The following is a 17304-nucleotide window of genomic DNA, read 5'->3' as shown; positions in this document are numbered from 1 at the left end:
CTCCCGTCGCTGGGGGCCATTTCCGGCATAAGGAGAAGCGACATGAAACTGCACGAACTTTCCGACAACGAAGGCGCAGCCAAGAAGCGTATGCGCGTTGGCCGTGGTCCCGGCTCTGGCAAGGGTAAAATGGGTGGCCGTGGTATCAAGGGTCAGAAGTCCCGCTCGGGTGTGAGCATCAACGGCTACGAAGGCGGCCAGATGCCCATCTACCAGCGTCTGCCCAAGCGCGGCTTCAACAAGCCGAACCGCAAATCCTTCGCTGTCGTTAACCTGGGCCTGATCCAGAAATTCATCGATGCGAAGAAACTAGACTCGGGTAACACCATCGACGCCGCAGCACTGGTCGCGTCCGGTCTGGTCCGTCGTGAGCTGGACGGTATCCGCGTTCTGGCCAAGGGTGACATCACCTCCAAGATCGACCTGAACGTCGCTGGCGCTTCCAAGTCCGCCATCGAGGCGGTCGAGAAGGCAGGCGGCAAGGTGACCGTGACCGCCCCCAAGGCGGCCGAGGCATCCGAGTAAAGCGGCCTTAAGGCTTGTGAGCGGCGCGCCAGCCGCTTACATAGCCTCAAGTTTTCCCGAACGCCGCCCGCCGGAAAACGGCCCGGGCGGCGTTTTCGCAACAAGAGAAGAGACCCCTCATGGTATCTGCCGTCGAAAACATGGCCGCGAACACGAGCTGGTCCGCATTGGGCAAGGCAACAGACCTGCGCAACCGGATTCTGTTCACGCTCGGGCTGCTTATCGTTTACCGCCTTGGCACCTTCATTCCGGTTCCCGGCATCGACGGTGGCGCGCTGCGTGACTTTATGGAGAGCGCAGGCCAAGGCATCGGCGGCATGGTGTCGATGTTCACCGGCGGCGCGCTTGGCCGGATGGGTATCTTCGCTCTGGGCATCATGCCCTATATCTCGGCCTCGATCATCGTTCAGCTGCTGACCTCCATGGTGCCTGCGCTGGAGCAGTTGAAGAAAGAGGGCGAGCAGGGGCGCAAGAAGATCAACCAATACACGCGCTACGGCACCGTGGCGCTGGCGACCTTGCAGTCCTACGGCCTTGCGGTCAGCCTTCAGGCCGGTGACATCGTCGCCGATGGCCAGATGGGTTTTAGCTTCATCGCAGCCTGTATGATTACCCTCGTGGGCGGCACCATGTTCCTGATGTGGCTGGGTGAGCAGATCACCGCACGCGGCATCGGCAACGGCATTTCGCTGATCATCTTCGTGGGCATCATCGCCGAGGTTCCCGCCGCCATCGCGCAGTTCTTTGCCTCGGGCCGATCGGGCGCGATCAGCCCCGCCGTGATCGTGGGCGTGCTGGTCATGGTGATCGCGACGATCATGTTCGTGGTCTTCATGGAGCGCGCGCTGCGCAAGATTCACATTCAATACCCCCGCCGCCAAGTCGGCATGAAAATGTACGATGGCGGCACCAGCCACCTGCCGATCAAGGTGAACCCGGCGGGCGTGATCCCGGCGATCTTCGCCTCCTCGCTGCTGTTGCTGCCAGTCACCGTCAGCACCTTCTCGGGCAATTCTACCAGCCCGGTGATGTCTTGGCTCTTGGCGAACTTCGGCCCCGGCCAGCCGCTTTACCTGCTGTTTTTCGTGGGCATGATCGTTTTCTTCGCCTATTTCTACACCTTCAACGTCAGCTTCAAACCCGATGACGTGGCCGACAACTTGAAGAACCAGAACGGCTTTGTTCCCGGCATCCGCCCCGGCAAGCGCACGGCTGAGTATCTGGAGTATGTGGTCAACCGCATCCTCGTCCTCGGCTCGGCCTATCTGGCGGCGGTCTGTGTTCTGCCCGAGATTCTGCGCGGCCAGTTCGCGATTCCCTTCTACTTCGGCGGCACCTCGGTGCTGATTGTCGTCTCGGTCACCATGGACACGATCCAACAGGTTCAGAGCCATCTGCTGGCGCATCAGTATGAAGGTCTGCTTGAGAAGTCTCAGCTGCGCGGCAAGGGCGCGGGCAAAGGCAAAGGTACACGCAAGAAACGGAGCCCCGTACGTCGATGAATATTATCCTACTCGGGCCTCCGGGCGCAGGCAAAGGCACCCAAGCACGTCATCTGGTCGAGACCCGCAACATGGTTCAGCTGTCTACCGGCGACATGCTGCGTGAAGCCAAGGACAGCGGTACGGAGATGGGCAAGATCGTGGCCGACGTGATGGACCGCGGCGCGCTTGTCACCGATGAGATCGTAATTGGCCTGATCCGCGAAAAGCTGACCGACAAGGCCGAGCATGGCGGCTTTATCTTCGACGGCTTCCCCCGCACGCTGGCGCAAGCCGATGCGCTGGCCGATCTGATGGCGCAAGAGGGCCAGACCCTCGACGCCGTGATCGAGATGAAGGTCGACGATGAGGCGCTGGTCGCGCGCATTACCGCGCGTTCCACCTGCGCAAGCTGTGGCGAGGTTTATAACGACCTGACCAAACCGATCCCCGAAGATGGTAAATGCACCAACTGCGGCGGGACCGAGTTCAAGCGCCGCGCGGACGACAATGAGGAAAGCCTCAAGACCCGTCTGATGGCCTATTACAAACAGACCTCTCCGCTGATCGGCTACTACTATGCCAAAGACATGCTCAGCGGCGTGAACGGTCTGGGCCAGATCGAAGAAGTGCGCGGCGCGATTGCGCAGGTTCTCGACAAGTGATTTCCCGGCGGCGCGGGGCAGGGGGCGCTGTCCTTTGCCTTCGCGCGGCCGAGCAGCGTAGAGTTTTGTGCGGGCCTTGACGCCCTGCGCAAAACCTCATAGTCACCCCTATCTCGTAAGAGAATCAAATTGCGGCAAGGGTTCCGCCCAACCCCGCAAGATCACCTGATCAGCCTTAGCCCGATGGCCCTTTGCCTCGGGCTTGTGTTGTGAAAAAAGGGTCTGGAATCACGGACCCGCAACGAAAAGGAATAGCTAACGTGGCACGTATTGCCGGCGTAAACATCCCGACTGCAAAGCGGGTTCCCATCGCCCTCACCTATATCACCGGTATTGGCAGCTCCTCCGCCAAGGCCATCTGCGAAGCTGTCGGCATCGACGAGACCCGCCGGGTTAACGAACTGTCCGACGCCGAAGTTCTGGCCGTGCGTGAGCACATCGACGCCAACTACACCGTCGAAGGCGACCTGCGTCGTGACACGCAGATGAACATCAAGCGCCTGATGGACCTCGGCTGCTACCGTGGCCTGCGCCACCGTCGCAACCTGCCGGTTCGCGGCCAGCGCACCCATACCAACGCACGCACACGCAAAGGCCCCGCGAAGGCCATTGCTGGCAAGAAGAAATAAGGGAGGGTTCGATCAATGGCACGCGATAAGACACGCACCAAGCGTAAGGTCTCCAAGAACATCGCCGCAGGTGTGGCGCATGTGAACTCGAGCTTCAATAACACCAAGATCCTGATCTCGGATGTTCAAGGCAACGCAATTTCCTGGTCCTCCGCTGGCACCATGGGCTTCAAAGGGTCGCGTAAATCGACACCCTATGCCGCTCAGATGGCCGCAGAAGATGCAGGCCGCAAGGCTCAGGATCACGGCGTCAAGACGCTGGAAGTCGAAGTGCAAGGCCCCGGTTCGGGTCGTGAATCCGCACTGCGCGCTCTGGCGGCTGCCGGTTTCAACATCACCTCGATCCGTGATGTGACCCCGATGGCCCACAACGGCTGCCGCCCGCCCAAACGCCGCCGCGTTTAAGCCGGGATTGTTTTACATGGGGTCGCGCCTTGCGTGCGGCCCCATACCGCTTTTCAGAAACCTCGAGCGTTTGTGTCATTTGGACATGAGGCACAAACAAGGATGGAGGGACGCATGATCCACAAGAATTGGGCTGAATTGATCAAGCCGCAACAGCTTGACGTCAAGCCGGGCAATGACCCGGCCCGTCAGGCGACCGTCATGGCCGAACCGCTGGAGCGGGGCTTCGGTCTGACCCTCGGCAACGCGCTGCGCCGCGTGCTGATGTCCTCGCTGCAGGGTGCGGCGATCACCTCCGTGCAGATCGACAACGTGCTGCACGAGTTCTCCTCCGTCGCCGGTGTGCGCGAAGACGTGACCGACATCATCCTGAACCTCAAGGGCGTCAGCCTGCGCATGGAAGTCGAAGGGCCCAAGCGCCTGTCGATCTCCGCGAAGGGTCCGGGCGTCGTCACCGCCGGTGACATCTCCGAATCCGCCGGCATCGAGATTCTGAACCGCGAGCATGTGATCTGCCACCTCGACGATGGTGCGGACGTCTACATGGAGCTGACCGTCAACACCGGCAAGGGCTATGTCTCCGCCGACAAGAACAAGCCGGAAGATGCGCCCATCGGTCTCATCCCGATCGACGCGATCTATTCGCCGGTCAAGAAGGTCTCCTACGACGTGCAGCCGACCCGTGAGGGCCAGGTGCTGGACTATGACAAGCTGACCATGAAGGTCGAAACAGACGGCTCCATCACGCCGGACGACGCCGTGGCCTTCGCCGCGCGCATTCTGCAGGATCAGCTTGGCATCTTCGTCAACTTCGACGAGCCGGAATCGGCGTCCCGTCAGGACGACGACGACGGTCTCGAGTTCAACCCGCTGCTGCTGAAGAAGGTCGACGAACTGGAGCTCTCGGTCCGTTCGGCGAACTGCCTGAAGAACGACAACATCGTCTACATCGGCGACCTGATCCAGAAGACCGAAGCCGAGATGCTGCGCACCCCGAACTTCGGCCGCAAGTCCTTGAACGAGATCAAGGAAGTGCTCTCGGGCATGGGTCTGCACCTTGGCATGGACGTCGAGGACTGGCCGCCAGAGAACATCGAAGACCTCGCCAAGAAGTTCGAGGATTCGTTCTAAGATACGGTGCCCGGAAACTTTCAAAGTTTCCGGAGCCGATTTCTTTTAAAGAAATCGGGTGCCGTTACGACCGGGTGCATGCCCCAAGGAGAGCTCGTGACACGCATCGCGGGCCAGACAAAGCAAAACCGCCCGTAGAGGGCATCACGATTGGAGTAAGACAATGCGTCACGCACGTGGATACCGCCGCCTGAACCGTACACATGAACACCGCAAGGCGCTGTTCTCGAACATGGCAGGCTCGCTCATCGAGCATGAGCAGATCAAGACCACCTTGCCGAAAGCCAAGGAACTGAAGCCGATCATCGAGAAGATGATCACACTCGCCAAGCGCGGCGACCTGCACGCCCGCCGTCAGGCTGCGTCGAAGCTGAAAGAAGACCAGTATGTCGCCAAGCTGTTCGACGTTCTGGGCCCGCGCTACAAGGACCGTCAGGGCGGCTACGTCCGCGTCCTGAAGGCCGGCTTCCGCTATGGTGACATGGCGCCGATGGCGATCATCGAATTCGTCGACCGCGACCGCGACGCCAAGGGTGCCGCCGACAAGGCGCGTCTGGCCGAGGAAGAAGCGGCGGAATAAGATCCCCGCCGTCGTTATTTGGAAAGCCCCGCCCTCGGCGGGGCTTTTCTTTTGCAGGGGAGAGTGACGGAAAACGCAGTTGCACCGGCCTCAGTCCCTGCGCATATCTGGGGCATGAGAACCCTTGCCCTGATCCTCATGCTACTGGCCGCGCCCGCGATGGCGCAGCAGGTGCCAAGCTCCGCCGCGCAGATGCAGTTGAGCTTTGTGCCGCTTGTCAAAGAGGCCGCGCCGGCGGTGGTCAACATCTACGCCCGCACCATCACCAAGGCCCGCCGCACGCCGCTGCAGGCCGACCCCTTCTTCGAGCGTTTCTTCCGCGATCCCTTCTCCGAGCGGCCCCGGGTGCAGAACTCGCTCGGCTCCGGCGTGATCCTTTCCGCCGACGGCATCGTCGTGTCGAACTACCATGTCGTCGGTACCGCCACCGACATCCGCGTCGTGCTGAACGACCGGCGCGAGTACAGCGCCCGGGTGCTTCTGGGCGATGCCGACAGCGATCTGGCGATCCTCAAGCTCGAAGGGGCCGAGGACCTGCCGTTTCTCGAGTTGCGCGAAAGCGACGCGGTAGAAGTGGGCGAGCTGACGCTGGCCATCGGAAATCCCTTCGGTGTGGGGCAGACCGTCTCGAGCGGGATCGTCTCGGGGCTGGCGCGCTCTGGCGCGGCAGGCGGGGGCGGGCAGGGCTATTTCATCCAGACCGACGCGCCGATCAATCCCGGCAATTCCGGCGGGGCGCTCATTGACATGTCCGGGCGTCTGATCGGGGTGAATACCTCGATCCTCACCCGCTCAGGCGGCAGCAACGGCATCGGTTTCGCCATTCCCGCCGATCTGGTCGCCGCCTTCGTCGCACAGGCCCGCGCCGGGGAGACCGCTTTCCAGCGCCCCTGGGCGGGGCTTTCGGGCCAGCCGGTCGATGCCGACATGGCGGGGCCCTTGGGGCTGGACCGTCCGGGCGGGATCATCGTTTCCGGGCTGCATCCCGCCAGCCCCTTCAACGGCGCGGGGTTGAAGGTCGGCGACGTGATCGTCAGCGTTGACGACCAGCCGGTGAACACGCCCGCCGAGATGATTTACCGCATGTCGGTGGCAGGTCTGGGCCATTCCGCGCGCGTGGGCGTCATGCGCGAGGGGCGGCTGCAGGAGGTGACCGTGGCCCTGATCGCAGCGCCCGACGTGCCGGACCGGGCCGAGGTCACCTTGGGCGCGCGCAGCCTGCTGCCGGGGTTGAAAGCGGCGCGGATCAACCCGGCGGTCATTGCCGAGATGAACTTGCCCTTGGAAAGCGCGGGCGTCGTGGTGCTCGACGCCGGGCGCTTTGGCCCGCGCGTGGGGCTCAGCGATGGCGACGTGATCATTTCGATCAACGGCGTGGCGGTGGAAGATACCGCCGCCCTCGTGGCGCTGCTCTCGGGGCAGGTGCGCCGCATCCAGATGGTGATACAACGGGGCGACCGGCGCATGGCGCTGCGGTTCAGGGGGTAGCGTGGCGGATTTGTTCGGAGAGACGGAAAAGGCGGAAGAGGGCGGCCACCGTCCCTTGGCCGACCGGCTGCGGCCGAAGTCGCTTGGCGAGGTGATCGGGCAGGAGAAAGTGCTCGGCCCCGATGCGCCGCTTTCGGTGATGTTGGCCGCCGGGGCGCTGTCTTCGCTGATCTTCTGGGGGCCGCCCGGCGTCGGCAAGACCACGATCGCGCGGCTCTTGGCGGATGAGACCGATCTGCATTTCGTGCAGATCAGCGCGATCTTCTCGGGCGTGCCGGAACTGCGCAAGGTTTTTGACGCGGCCAAGATGCGCCGCCGTCAAGGGCAGGGAACGCTGCTCTTCGTCGACGAGATCCACCGTTTCAACAAGGCACAGCAGGACGGCTTCCTGCCGCATATGGAGGATGGCACCATCCTTCTGGTCGGCGCCACCACGGAGAACCCGAGTTTCGAACTCAACGCCGCTGTGCTCAGCCGCGCGCAGGTGCTGGTGCTGGAGCGCCTGCCGCATGACGATCTGGAACGCTTGGCGCAGCGGGCCGAGCGCGAGTTGGGCAAGCCCCTGCCGCTGCAACCCGAGGCGCGCGAGGCGCTTCTGGAGATGGCCGATGGCGACGGGCGGGCGCTGCTCAATCTGATCGAGCAGGTGACCGCGTGGAAGGACGACGCGCCCCTCGACAAGGCGGGCCTGTCGAAACGCCTCATGCGCCGCGCGGCGCAATACGACAAGTCGGGGGATTCGCATTACAACCTCATTTCGGCCCTGCATAAATCCATGCGCGGCTCGGACCCGGACGCGGCGCTCTACTGGTTGGGCCGGATGCTGGAGGGAGGCGAGGACCCGCGCTACCTGATGCGGCGGATCACCCGCATGGCTGTGGAGGATGTCGGCCTCGCCGATTCGCAGGCACAGGCCTTCTGCCTGCAGGCATGGGAGACCTATGAGCGGCTCGGCAGCCCCGAAGGGGAGTTGGCCATCGCGCAGGCGCTGACCTACATCTGCCTCGCGCCGAAATCCAACGCCGTCTACAAAGCCTACAAGGGCGCGCGGCGTCTGGCGCGCAGCACCGGGTCGGAGCCACCGCCGAAACATATCCTGAACGCGCCCACCAAGCTGATGAAGGAGCAGGGCTACGGTTCGGGCTATGCCTATGACCACGACGCCGAGGACGGGTTCTCAGGCCAGAACTACTTCCCCGACACGATGGAGCGGCCCAGCCTCTACGAGCCGGTCGAGCGCGGTTTCGAGCGGGAGTTGAAAAAGCGGCAGGATTACTTCGCCGGGCTGCGCGCCAAGCGGAAAACTTGACTCCGGGCCGCGCAGGCGCGATGGGGTGTCGATGATGAAAACACTGATCATGGTGGCGCTCGGCGGCGCTCTGGGGGCCTGTCTGCGCTACCTTGTCGGTCTGGCCGTGGGCTTCCCGCTGGGCACGCTTGCCGTTAATGTCGCGGGCTCACTCGCCATCGGGTTGGTCTGGGTCACGTTTGCTGACAAGGCGCTGCTGCTGCCCTTCCTGATGACCGGGCTTCTGGGCGGCTTCACGACCTTCTCGGCGTTTTCACTCGACACGCTGCGCCTGCTTGAGGCAGGCCGCGCCGCTGTCGCATTTTCATATGTGGGGGCCTCGGTGATCTTGTCGCTGGCCGCCTGTTTGCTGGGCCTCTGGTTGGCCCGAGAGGTATTGGCATGAGCCGCGTACAGACAGTGACCGTCGCCGAGGGCGATGGCGACCAGCGGCTTGACCGCTGGTTCAAGCGGATGTTTCCGCAGATCAATCAGGGCCTCATCGAGAAGATGTGCCGCAAGGGCGAGATCCGCGTCGATGGGGGCAGGGTGAAGGCGAATACCCGGCTCGAGGCGGGCCAGCAGGTGCGCGTGCCGCCGCTGCCCGATGCCGCGCCGCCCCCGCCGCCCAAGCGGACACGCATCACCGAGGCGGATGCAAAGATGATCCGCAACTGCGTGATCTACCGCGACAACCACGTCATCGCGCTCAACAAGCCCGCCGGGCTGGCGGTGCAGGGCGGTTCGGGGCAGGCCGACCGCCATGTCGACGCGCTGTCCGAAGCGCTCATTTTCGATGCCGAGGAAAAGCCGCGCCTCGTGCACCGGCTCGACCGCGACACCTCGGGCGTGCTGCTCTTGGCGCGGACCCGTGCGGCGGCCAAGGCGCTGACGGCGGCGATGCGGCACCGCGAGACCCGCAAGATTTACTGGGCCATCGTCGCGGGCGTGCCCACGCCCTATCTGGGGGAGATCAAATACGGTCTGGTCAAAGCCGGTGGCCATGGCCGCAAGGGCGAGGGCGAGAAGATGATCGCCGTACACCCGCGCGACATGGACGACACGCCGGGCGCGAAACGCGCGCATACGCTTTATGCAACGCTGTTCCGCGTCGGCTCGCGCGCGTCTTGGGTGGCGATGGAGCCGGTCACGGGCCGCACCCACCAGCTGCGGGCGCATATGGCCGAGATCGGGCATCCGATCGTTGGCGACGGCAAATACGGCGGTTCGGGGCAGGAGAACCTCGGCGACGGCTGGGGCGCGCAACTGGGCGGGATCATCTCGAAGAAGCTGCATCTGCACGCGCGGATGATGCGTTTCGAACATCCGCACACGCGCAAGGTGGTGACGATCACCGCCGAACTGCCCGACCATATGGCGCATAGCTGGGACACCTTCGGTTGGACCGAAGATCTGGCCGAAGAAGACCCTTTCGAGTCGCTGCAATGAGCAAACCGCTCCGTTTGGTGATTTTTGACGTCGACGGCACGCTGGTCGACAGCCAAGGCGATATCGTCGCGGCGATGACGGCGGCCTTTGCGGCTGTGGAGGCACCCGCGCCAACGCGGACCGAGATCCTGTCGATCGTCGGCCTGTCGCTTGATGTGGCAATGACCGTGCTGGCGCCCACACGCCCAACCGGCGATCACCTTGCGATGGTGGAGGCCTATAAGGCCGCCTATATGACCCTGCGGGCCGAGGCGGGGGTGGCGCAATCCTCGCCGCTTTACCCCAGCGCGGTTGAGACGTTGCGGCGTCTTCACGCAAAGCCGGAGGTGCTGTTGGGCGTCGCCACGGGCAAATCGAAACGCGGGTTGGATAAGCTGATCGCCGGTCACGGGCTGGAGGGTCTTTTCATCACGCAGCAGGTGGCGGATTTTCATCCCTCCAAGCCGCATCCGTCGATGATCCATCAGGCGATGGCCGATGCCGGGGTAGGGCCTGAGACCACGGTGATGATCGGCGATACCTCTTTCGACATGGACATGGCCGCCGCTGCCGGGGTGACCGGGATCGGCGTCAAATGGGGCTATCACGGCCCGGAACGGCTGGCTGCCGCCGCGCATCTGGTCGAGGATTTCGCGGCGCTGCCCGCCCTGCTGGAACAAATCTGGAGCATTCCCGCATGAGTGACTGGAAAGCCAAACGCTTTTGGAAAGACGCCGCTGTGGTCGCGGTCGAAGGTGGTTTCACCGTCGAGTTGGACGGCCGCCGGGTGAAAACCCCGGCCAAGCGCCCGCTGACCCTGCCGACCCGCGCCATGGCCGAGGCCGTGGCAGCCGAATGGCAGGCGCAGGAGAAACAGATCGACCCGCGTACCATGCCGGTGACCAAGACCGCCAATGCCGCGATCGACAAGGTCGCGATGCAAAAGACCGAGGTCGTCGAGATGCTCGCGGCCTATGGCGACAGCGATCTTCTGTGTTACCGCGCCGACAGCCCCGAAGGTTTGGTCGCCCGGCAAGCGGCTGAGTGGGATCCGATGCTGGACTGGGCGGCGCAAACCCTTGGCGTGCGGTTGGAGACGCGGGAGGGCATTATGCATGAGCCGCAAGCGCCCGAAGCCCTGGCCGAGTTGCACCGGCGGACGGCGGCGCTCGATCCCTTTGAACTGGCGGCGTTTCATGACCTTGTGAGCCTCACCGGCTCACTGATCCTTGGCTTTGCCGCGCTCGAACAGGCCTTTGACCCCGAGGAGATTTGGGCCCTGTCGCGGCTGGATGAGACATGGCAGGCCGAGCAATGGGGGCGCGATGACGTGGCCGAGCAAGAGGCCAAAATCAAGCGGCAGGCGTTTTTACATGCATGTGCAATAATAGTGCTTTGCAAAGCTGCTTAACTTGATAAAAGCTTTGCGACTCGATGTGAAAACCCGCCCTGATTTTGCCCATCGCGCCCTTGACCTTCAAACCTGAATCCGCCCACACTGCTTTTCATTGAGCAGGGGAAACCCTGCACAAGATCGCTTTCGGCGTCATCTGGCGTCGGATTAACCGCCAGTGAACGTGGCGGACTATCAGGAAGAGGTAAAAATGAAAAAAACCGTAATTTTTGGCGCGCTGACCGTCGCTGGCCTTGCGGCCGGCGCTGCTGGTGCCGCCACGCTTGATGACGTCAAGGCCCGTGGCAAGCTGAACTGTGGCGTGACCACAGGCCTTGCAGGCTTTGCCGCGCCGAACGCCAACGGCGAATGGGAAGGTTTCGACGTGGCCGTGTGCCGTGCCGTTGCCGCCGCCGTTCTGGGCGACAAGAACGCCGTGGAATTCGTGCCGACAACCGGCAAAACCCGCTTCACCGCGCTGGCCTCGGGCGAGATCGACTTCCTCGCACGGAATACCACATGGACCTTCAGCCGCGACACCGACCTGAAGTTCGACTTCATCGGCGTGAACTACTACGACGGTCAGGGCTTCATGGTCCCGAAAGCGCTCGGCGTTTCCTCGGCCAAGGATCTGGACGGCGCGACCGTCTGCATCCAGACCGGCACCACCACCGAGCTGAACCTCGCGGACTTCTTCCGCAAGAACAACATCAGCTACGAGCCCGTTCCGGTTGAAACCAACGCCGAAGGCCAGCAGCAGTACCTTGCCGGTGCCTGCGACACCTACACCACCGACGCCTCCGGCCTTGCCGCGACACGTGCAACCTTCGAGAACCCCGATGAGCACGTGCTGCTGCCCGAGATCATCTCGAAAGAGCCGCTGGGCCCGCTGGTCCGTCACGGCGACAACGACTGGGGCGACATCACCCGCTGGGTGCTGAACGCGCTGATCGCTGCCGAAGAACTGGGCATCACCTCGGCCAATATCGAAGAGATGACCGGCAATACCAACAACCCCGAAGTTGCCCGCCTCTTGGGCACCGAGGGCACATTGGGTGAGATGATCGGCCTCGACGCCGACTGGGCCAAGCGCGCCATCATGGCCGAAGGCAACTACGGTGAGATCTTTGCCAAGAACATCGGCGAAGAGACACCGATCGGTCTGGCACGCGGGCTGAACGCCCAGTGGACAGACGGTGGCCTGCTCTACGCACCGCCCTTCCGCTAAATAGCGAAGCGAGGGGCGCGGGAATTCCTGCGCCCCTTGCGCCTCTGGCCGGTGGGTCTGCCTGCCTCTGGCCAACAAAAGCTCCCTACTGACAAGAAGAACGGTCAAAAAACGACTGACGGAACCCCAACGAGACAATAAAAACCCACGATCGAGATAAATCGATCTACGACCAAAAATGATTCGGCCAAGGTGCGCCAAATGCACCGATAAAAAACAAGCCGGAACACAGGGATACATACATGACGACATTCTCCGACCCTCCCAAGGCGTCGTTCCGGCCATCTATGCTGTTGAGCGACACCCGCTATCGGTCGATCACCTTTCAGGTGATCGCGCTCGCGCTGCTGGTCACGGCGATCTGGTATCTGGGATCGAACCTTGCCGCGAACCTGCGCGCCGCCGGTTTGAACATCTCTTTCCAGTTCCTCGGCAATCCGGCGGGCTATGACATCAACCAGACGCTGATCCCCTATACCAGCCAATCGTCGAACCTTCAGGCGGCTTGGGTCGGGATCATCAACACGCTGCTGGTGTCCTTCCTTGCCTGTGTCACGGCCACGATCTTTGGCGTCATCGCCGGGGTTCTGCGCCTGTCGAACAACTGGCTGGTCCGCAAGCTCATGGCGGGCTACGTCGAGATTTTCCGCAACATCCCGGTGCTGATCTGGATCCTGATCATCTACACCATCATGACCGCCGCGATGCCCGCGCCGTCGGCCTTCCGGGGCGACGATCCGGCGTCGAGCATGATGCTGGGATCTTTCGCATTTACCAACCGCGGCGTCTATATCCCGGGGCCTGTCTGGGGACCGGGGTCGATGATCGTGGTGGCGACCTTTGTCGCCTCGGTGATCGGCGTCTTTGCCTACCGCCGCTATGCGACCAAGCTGCTTTATGACACCGGTCGCCTGCTGCCGATGCTCTGGCCTTCGGTCGCGATCCTGTTGCTGCCGACGATCATCATGTTCTTCATCATGGGCATGCCGATCGGGCTCGACTACCCCGCGCTGAAGGGCTTCAACTTCCGCGGCGGCATCCAGATCGGCGCGCCGCTGATCGCGCTGTGGTTCGCCCTGTCGATCTACACCGGTGCCTTCATCGCCGAGAACGTCCGCGCGGGCATTCAGGCGGTCAGCAAGGGCCAGTCCGAAGCCGCTGCCGCCTTGGGCCTGCGGTCGGGCCGGATCATGAACCTTGTGGTGCTGCCGCAGGCGCTGCGCGTCATCATCCCGCCGCTTATTTCGAACTACCTCAACATCACCAAGAACTCCTCGCTGGCGATCCTTGTGGGCTATGCCGACATCACCGCGACGCTGGGCGGGATCACCCTGAACCAGACCGGTCGGGCGATTGAATGCGTCGTTCTTTTGATGCTCTTCTACCTCGTCATCTCGCTGGGCATCTCCATGGTGATGAACGTCTACAACAACGCAACGAAGCTGAAGGAGCGTTAAGCCATGTCAGACACACATGCTGAATCCATCGCCTTCGTGCGTGAAACCTCGCTGCCGCCGGCGGCTCCGCCGGATAAGGTCGGCGGCCCGCTGAAATGGGTGAAGGACAACCTTTTCCCGACATGGGCGAATGCGATCCTGACGATTGTGGCGCTCTATTTCCTGTATCTTCTGGTCTCGGGCTCTCTGCCGTGGCTGTTGAACGGCGTCTGGTCGGCGAGCAGCCTGTCGGAATGTCGTGAGATTTTGGACGGGGCGACCGGGGCCTGTTTCTCGGTGCTGAGCGAGCGTTGGCATCAACTGCTCTTTGGCTTCAAATATCCCAGCGACCAATACTGGCGTCCCACCCTCGCGCTGGTGCTGCTGTTCCTCGCCGCGGCCCCCGTGCTCTTCATCGACCTGCCGCGCAAGCTGCTGCTTTTCACCGGCGTTTACCCGTTCCTCGCCTTCTGGCTGATCTGGGGCGGGCCGATCTGGGGGCCGATCTTCGCGCTCTTGGGCGTCGTGGCGGGCTATGTCGTCTATAGCCGCCTGGTGCAGAAAAGCTTTGCCATGGCGCTGGCGGGCGGCGTCGTCGCTGCGGTGATCGTCTGGTATATCGGCGGCTTTATTGGCGAGGCGCTGCGCCCCGCCTCGCCACTGTTGCAAGCGATCCCCAGCCGTGACCTTGGTGGCTTCATGCTCAACATGATGCTGGGCATCACCTGCGTGTCGCTGTCGCTGCCCATCGGCATCGCGCTGGCGCTTGGCCGGCAGTCGCATCTGCCGATCGTCAAGGGCATCTGCGTGGTCTTTATCGAATTCGTCCGCGGCGTGCCGCTGATCACCCTCTTGTTCGTGGCGAACGTGATGCTGGCCTATTTCTTCCCGCCGGGTTCAGGCGTTGACCTCTTCATCCGCGTTGTGATCATGATCACCATGTTCTCCTCGGCCTATATCGCCGAAGTGATCCGGGGTGGCCTCGCCGCGCTGCCGAAGGGCCAGTACGAGGCCGCCGACAGCCTTGGCCTCGACTACCCGCAGGCGATGCGGCTGATCATCCTGCCGCAGGCGCTGAAGATCTCGATCCCGGGCATCGTCAACATCGCGGTGGGCCTGTTCAAGGACACCACGCTGGTCTCGGTGATCTCGCTGTTCGACATCATCGGCATGATCCGCGGACCGATCCTCGCCTCGACCGACTGGAACGGCGTCTACTGGGAGCTTTTCCTCTTTGCTTCCGTGCTGTTCTTCATCGTCTGCTACGGCATTTCTCAATACTCGCAGTGGCTGGAACGCCGTCTTGCGACTGACCATCGTTAAGGGAGGGTTCTCGCATGGCTGAGACCGCACAAATGAAAGTATCCGACGAAGTCGCGATCCGCATCGACAACATGAACAAGTGGTACGGGGCCTTCCACGTGCTGCGCGACATCAACCTGACCGTGCATCGGGGCGAGCGGATCGTGATCTGCGGGCCTTCGGGTTCGGGCAAGTCGACGCTGATCCGCTGCATCAACGCGCTCGAAGAGCATCAAAAGGGCACCATCGAGGTCGACGGCACGCTTCTGTCCTCGGACCTCAAGAACATCGACAAGATCCGCTCAGAGGTCGGCATGTGTTTCCAGCACTTCAACCTCTTCCCGCATCTGACGATCCTTGAGAACTGCACGCTGGCGCCGATCTGGGTCCGCAAGACGCCCAAGAAGGAAGCCGAAGAAACGGCGATGCATTTCCTCGAAAAGGTGAAGATCCCCGATCAGGCCAATAAGTATCCCGGCCAGCTTTCGGGCGGTCAGCAGCAGCGTGTGGCGATTGCCCGTTCGCTCTGCATGCGCCCGCGGGTCATGCTGTTCGACGAGCCGACATCGGCCCTCGACCCCGAGATGATCAAGGAGGTGCTCGACACGATGATCGAGCTTGCCGAAGAGGGCATGACCATGCTCTGCGTGACCCATGAGATGGGCTTTGCCCGTCAGGTGGCGAACCGGGTGATCTTCATGGACGAAGGCCAGATTGTTGAGCAGAACGAGCCTGAGGCTTTCTTCAACAACCCGCAAAGCCCGCGCACGCAGCTGTTCCTGAGCCAGATTCTCGGGCACTGAACCGGGAGAATCGGATCAAGGTAAAACATGCGCCCCGGCCATTCGGTCGGGGCGTTTGCGTTTCAAACCAGTTGTTTGGGGACGGTGAAGGCGTGCAGCACTCCGCTGCCGGGGGCCACCTCGGCCCAGCTTTCAACCGCGAAATCCATCACCGTCGTCGCGCCCGAGGGGTAGCGATCAAAGGCTTCCTGTTCGGGCGGCTGCTGCAACAGCCCTGCGGCGGCAGCGGCGATGCCGGGGTTATGCGCCACCAGCAGCAAGGTGTTGCCTGTGCCGCGCTGGCGCAGGCTGGTGATGATCTGATCAGGCTCGGCGAGGTAAAGTTCGCGCAGGTGCTCCACCTGACAGCCCTCAGGCAGCGCCAAGCGGGCGCAGGTTTCGCGGGTGCGGGCCGCCGTTGAGCAGAGCACCGCATCAGGCAGCAGCGCCTCTGCGCGCAGCCAATTGCCAAGGGCTTGGGCCGCCCCGCGCCCGCGGGCGTTCAGGGGGCGGTCATGATCGCTGGTCCCATGGGACCAGTCCGATTTCGCGTGTCGCATCAGGATCAGGCGGCGCATGTCGTTCCTTTCACTGCTCGACCCATCATAGGCGCGAAGCAGGGGCAGGGGGCAAGCGCTTTGGGCCTAGCCCTTGCGAATGATGCTGCCCGCCCCGTGTTCGGTGAAAAGCTCCAACAGGCAGGCATTGGGCGCGCGCCCGTCGAGGATGACGGCCGCCCGCACACCGCCTTCGAGCGCGTCCAGCGCGGTTTGCACCTTGGGAATCATCCCGCCCGCAATGGTGCCATCGGCGATCATCTCGTTGATCTGGCTCGCTGTGAGGTCGGTCACAACCTCTCCGTTGCCGTCCTTGACGCCCGCCACATCCGTCAACAACAGCAAGCGGTCGGCCTCCAGCGCGCCCGCGATGGCGCCAGCGGCGGTGTCGCCGTTGATGTTATAGGTCTCCCCCCTGTGGCCCATGCCGAGCGGCGCGATGACGGGAATGATGCCCTTGTCGGCAAAGTCCCGCAGGATGCGCGGGTTGACCTGTATCGGGTTGCCCACGAGGCCTAGAGCGGGGTCTTCAGGCTCACAAACGATCAGGCCGCTGTCTTTGCCCGAAACGCCAACCGCACGGCCACCTTGCTCTGAAATCGCCTGCACGATCCGCGCGTTGACGAGGCCCGAAAGCACCATCTCGACCACTTCCATGGTCGCGGCATCGGTCACCCGTTTGCCGTTCACGAATTCGGACTTGATGTTCAGCCGCGCCAGCATGTCGTTGATCATTGGGCCGCCGCCATGGACGATCACCGGGTTCACCCCCACCTGCCGCATCAGCGCGACATCGCGGGCGAATTCGTCCATCGCTTCGTCGCTGCCCATCGCATGGCCGCCCAGTTTGATGACCACGGTGGCATCGGCGTAGCGTTGCAGAAAGGGCAGAGCTTGGCTGAGGGTTTGGGCGGTGGCGATCCAGTCGCGGTTCATGTCTTGCGTTCTCATCTGTTGACCCATGGGAAGCCGATAGCGGCGGGAGG

19 protein-coding genes are annotated in these 17304 nt (G+C 62.8%); 17 read left to right on the top strand and 2 right to left on the bottom strand.

The window, feature by feature from the left end; all coding sequences use genetic code 11:
* The first annotated feature begins 42 nt into the window (after nucleotides 1-42).
* From rplO to ACGYLI_RS03455, 17 genes are all read left to right on the top strand, one after another.
* A complete protein-coding gene (gene rplO / locus ACGYLI_RS03535; protein WP_394417097.1) occupies nucleotides 43-525 on the top strand; it encodes a 50S ribosomal protein L15 in 483 nt (160 codons plus the stop codon).
* 119 nt (nucleotides 526-644) lie between these two features.
* Entirely contained in the window at nucleotides 645-2027 is a 1383-nt protein-coding gene (gene secY / locus ACGYLI_RS03530; RefSeq protein ID WP_394417095.1) for a preprotein translocase subunit SecY, read from the top strand.
* Complete coding sequence (locus tag ACGYLI_RS03525) at nucleotides 2024-2671, top strand: adenylate kinase (RefSeq protein ID WP_271688297.1); 648 nt, start codon at nucleotides 2024-2026, stop codon at nucleotides 2669-2671. The genes secY and ACGYLI_RS03525 overlap by 4 nt, the downstream gene beginning before the upstream one ends.
* Before the next feature lie 260 nt (nucleotides 2672-2931).
* Nucleotides 2932-3300, top strand: a complete 369-nt coding sequence (gene rpsM, locus ACGYLI_RS03520) for a 30S ribosomal protein S13 (RefSeq protein WP_067263150.1) — start codon at nucleotides 2932-2934, stop codon at nucleotides 3298-3300.
* Nucleotides 3301-3315: 15 nt separating this feature from the next.
* Complete coding sequence (gene rpsK / locus ACGYLI_RS03515; RefSeq protein ID WP_067263152.1) at nucleotides 3316-3705, top strand: 30S ribosomal protein S11; 390 nt, start codon at nucleotides 3316-3318, stop codon at nucleotides 3703-3705.
* A 114-nt stretch (nucleotides 3706-3819) separates the two neighbouring features.
* Nucleotides 3820-4836 (top strand): DNA-directed RNA polymerase subunit alpha, encoded by a 1017-nt coding sequence (locus ACGYLI_RS03510; protein WP_007118862.1) that lies wholly within the window; start codon nucleotides 3820-3822, stop codon nucleotides 4834-4836.
* A gap of 163 nt (nucleotides 4837-4999) precedes the next feature.
* A complete protein-coding gene (gene rplQ / locus ACGYLI_RS03505) occupies nucleotides 5000-5416 on the top strand; it encodes a 50S ribosomal protein L17 (protein WP_067263154.1) in 417 nt (138 codons plus the stop codon).
* Between the two features lie 114 nt (nucleotides 5417-5530).
* Entirely contained in the window at nucleotides 5531-6904 is a 1374-nt protein-coding gene (locus tag ACGYLI_RS03500) for a trypsin-like peptidase domain-containing protein (RefSeq protein ID WP_394417093.1), read from the top strand.
* 1 nt (nucleotide 6905) lies between these two features.
* Nucleotides 6906-8213 carry a replication-associated recombination protein A gene (locus tag ACGYLI_RS03495; RefSeq protein WP_394417091.1) on the top strand — a complete coding sequence of 436 codons (1308 nt, stop codon included), beginning with the start codon at nucleotides 6906-6908 and terminating at the stop codon, nucleotides 8211-8213.
* A 31-nt stretch (nucleotides 8214-8244) separates the two neighbouring features.
* Entirely contained in the window at nucleotides 8245-8598 is a 354-nt protein-coding gene (locus ACGYLI_RS03490) for a CrcB family protein (protein WP_209218376.1), read from the top strand.
* A complete protein-coding gene (locus ACGYLI_RS03485) occupies nucleotides 8595-9641 on the top strand; it encodes an RluA family pseudouridine synthase (RefSeq protein ID WP_394417089.1) in 1047 nt (348 codons plus the stop codon). The genes ACGYLI_RS03490 and ACGYLI_RS03485 overlap by 4 nt, the downstream gene beginning before the upstream one ends.
* Nucleotides 9638-10321 carry an HAD-IA family hydrolase gene (locus tag ACGYLI_RS03480; RefSeq protein WP_394417087.1) on the top strand — a complete coding sequence of 228 codons (684 nt, stop codon included), beginning with the start codon at nucleotides 9638-9640 and terminating at the stop codon, nucleotides 10319-10321. Before ACGYLI_RS03485 ends, ACGYLI_RS03480 begins: the two co-directional genes overlap by 4 nt.
* A complete protein-coding gene (locus tag ACGYLI_RS03475; RefSeq protein WP_394417085.1) occupies nucleotides 10318-11031 on the top strand; it encodes an ATP12 family chaperone protein in 714 nt (237 codons plus the stop codon). Before ACGYLI_RS03480 ends, ACGYLI_RS03475 begins: the two co-directional genes overlap by 4 nt.
* Nucleotides 11032-11224: 193 nt before the next feature.
* Nucleotides 11225-12241: an amino acid ABC transporter substrate-binding protein gene (locus ACGYLI_RS03470; protein WP_209218372.1), complete on the top strand. Its 1017-nt coding sequence runs from the start codon at nucleotides 11225-11227 to the stop codon at nucleotides 12239-12241.
* Nucleotides 12242-12483: 242 nt separating this feature from the next.
* On the top strand, nucleotides 12484-13698 hold the full coding sequence (locus ACGYLI_RS03465; protein ID WP_394417083.1) for an amino acid ABC transporter permease: 1215 nt from the start codon (nucleotides 12484-12486) through the stop codon (nucleotides 13696-13698).
* Between the two features lie 3 nt (nucleotides 13699-13701).
* Complete coding sequence (locus ACGYLI_RS03460; protein ID WP_271692981.1) at nucleotides 13702-15000, top strand: amino acid ABC transporter permease; 1299 nt, start codon at nucleotides 13702-13704, stop codon at nucleotides 14998-15000.
* A gap of 14 nt (nucleotides 15001-15014) precedes the next feature.
* Entirely contained in the window at nucleotides 15015-15782 is a 768-nt protein-coding gene (locus tag ACGYLI_RS03455) for an amino acid ABC transporter ATP-binding protein (RefSeq protein ID WP_067263096.1), read from the top strand.
* Nucleotides 15783-15844: 62 nt separating this feature from the next.
* Here ACGYLI_RS03455 and ACGYLI_RS03450 read toward each other — a convergent pair whose 3' ends face one another.
* A complete protein-coding gene (locus tag ACGYLI_RS03450; RefSeq protein WP_394417081.1) occupies nucleotides 15845-16339 on the bottom strand; it encodes a SixA phosphatase family protein in 495 nt (164 codons plus the stop codon).
* Between the two features lie 66 nt (nucleotides 16340-16405).
* The gene (argB, locus tag ACGYLI_RS03445) at nucleotides 16406-17269 is read right to left on the bottom strand and encodes an acetylglutamate kinase (protein WP_394417079.1); all 864 of its coding nucleotides are present in this window, start codon (nucleotides 17267-17269) and stop codon (nucleotides 16406-16408) included.
* Between the last annotated feature and the right edge of the window lie 35 nt (nucleotides 17270-17304).

The organism is Sulfitobacter sp. 1A13421 (assembly GCF_043557285.1).
GTDB classification, from domain to species: Bacteria; Pseudomonadota; Alphaproteobacteria; order Rhodobacterales; family Rhodobacteraceae; genus Sulfitobacter; species Sulfitobacter faviae.
This window is presented reverse-complemented; position numbering and strand designations above follow the sequence as displayed.